This window comes from Wujia sp., assembly GCF_056872695.1.
The window spans coordinates 1-1568 of the sequence record NZ_DBMFCD010000022.1 but is presented as its reverse complement, the minus strand read 5'-3'; the positions used below and the strand labels follow the sequence as shown (position 1 = coordinate 1568).

The 1568-nt window shown below is 45.4% G+C and carries 3 protein-coding genes and 1 pseudogene; all 4 read right to left on the bottom strand.

Translation table 11 applies throughout. The features are described 5' to 3' along the window. Nucleotides 1-215: helix-turn-helix domain-containing protein (locus ACZQK9_RS12965; RefSeq protein WP_483270839.1), on the bottom strand; the 215-nt coding region annotated here is incomplete at its 3' end. Further along, on the bottom strand, nucleotides 208-630 hold the full coding sequence (locus ACZQK9_RS12960) for a type II toxin-antitoxin system PemK/MazF family toxin (protein WP_002576364.1): 423 nt from the start codon (nucleotides 628-630) through the stop codon (nucleotides 208-210). The genes ACZQK9_RS12960 and ACZQK9_RS12965, both read right to left, overlap by 8 nt. A 52-nt stretch (nucleotides 631-682) precedes the next feature. Next, nucleotides 683-964: a hypothetical protein gene (locus ACZQK9_RS12955; RefSeq protein WP_038280795.1), complete on the bottom strand. Its 282-nt coding sequence runs from the start codon at nucleotides 962-964 to the stop codon at nucleotides 683-685. 313 nt (nucleotides 965-1277) lie between these two features. Next, nucleotides 1278-1568 (bottom strand): annotated as a pseudogene (locus ACZQK9_RS12950) (hypothetical protein); the annotation flags it as partial.

The window sequence follows — 1568 nt, the reverse complement described above, 5'->3', positions numbered from 1 at the left end:
CGAGGTTTGCGATATGTCGCAGCACGTTCCATCGGTTTTGCACGGTGCGTACATTTTGCAATGTACTCCTGAATCCCCACTTCCGTGAAATAAACGCAGCCGTTTTCCACATACTGAACATAGGAGATCAAACCGTCTGTTCTTGCAGCATCCAGTGTTTTTACGCTGATTCCCAGTATACTGGCTGCTTCTTTCCTTGTAATCAGTTTATCCATCGCCTTCTTCGCCATCCTTTCGGCATTTGCCCTGTCTTTTTTTCTCTGCTTGTTCCGGAATGTAATATCCAAGTTGAATCCTTACAGCTTCATCAATCCCACGCATCTGCCCCTTACTTACCCGCCCAAGATAGCGAATCACGCATATCTTGTCGCAGGTGTCGAGCTGTTCTGCCAATACCATAGACGGTTTTGCCAGTCCCTTTGCTTTACGGAGAAAGAAATGCGTTGGCTGTTTTCGCTTCTTCTCAATTTTCGATGTCAGCGGAGCAATCGTGATCGTCGGCGCATAATAATTGCCGACATCATTCTGAAGAACCACAACAGGACGAACACCGCCCTGCTTTGATCCGACCGGAACACCGAGATTGGCGAGATATAAATCACCTCGCCGATAAACCCAGTTTTCTTTCATTTGCTGTTGTCTCCAATCTCCATACACTGATATGGATAAAGCCTGCCAGGTATCATGCTGATACAGCACCCGGCAGTGCTTTCTGAAAATATGGTTTCTCTGTACTTTTTCTTATTACCCCAGAGATGTAGGATTTCTCACAGGCGGCAGTGTGCTTCACTGCTCCATTGGAATTTAACCATCCCGCCTTCCTTATGGCCGGACCGCGAATTACGGAAGTATCATTGTCCCTGTCTGGCTTTAACACCGCCGCCGGTTGCAATCCGGCATTTGCTTCTGCGAAACCGCTATCGCCCCGATGGGCTTCATGGCGTGCAGTCGAAGGCTCGACCAAACAGGAATGTACCTGAAGAATGAGTATTCAGTTTTCAAGGGACATCCGGACTTTCGTCCTTACAAAGTAAGTTTAACAAGAATCCTCCGGTTTCGCGTTGGCCTCGTAGGCGCACTTTGGTTGTCCTTGCAGGACTACATACGGTTCGTTTTGACTTTTTCAGTGTTCTATACAGCCGGATTGAGGCAAAAAATACCCCGTTGGTTTCCCAACGAGGCATCAAAGACGATTCTATTCTATTTTCTATAAACTGGTACCCGTTTATCTCCTGGTGACCATTTGAGTCACGGCTAATGTATCAAAAAAGCAACGCTCATCTCAGCAAATCAGACAAGCTGTATTCTCCTTTGGGGATATTTGCTGTTCTGCGATACTCTTTTATGGCTTTCACCAAGAGCTGAGGATTACTGAAATACTGCTTCACAAAATCATACGACTTCACATCATGCATCCGAAGATTTATTTTACAAAATTCGCTTGGTTTTTTTCCAGAACGCTTAAACTGATCATATGCTCCTTCCGCATGAATAATCAGCATTTCAATTTCTGGAGCAGTAATGACATTTACCACGTCAATTTTCTGCTCATATGCTTTACTCAATCG

What these genes read in the sequence shown, in the direction of transcription:
- ACZQK9_RS12960 (WP_002576364.1), bottom strand. Translation starts at nt 630, where the DNA reads ATGAAAGAAAACTGGGTTTATCGGCGAGGTGATTTATATCTCGCCAAT.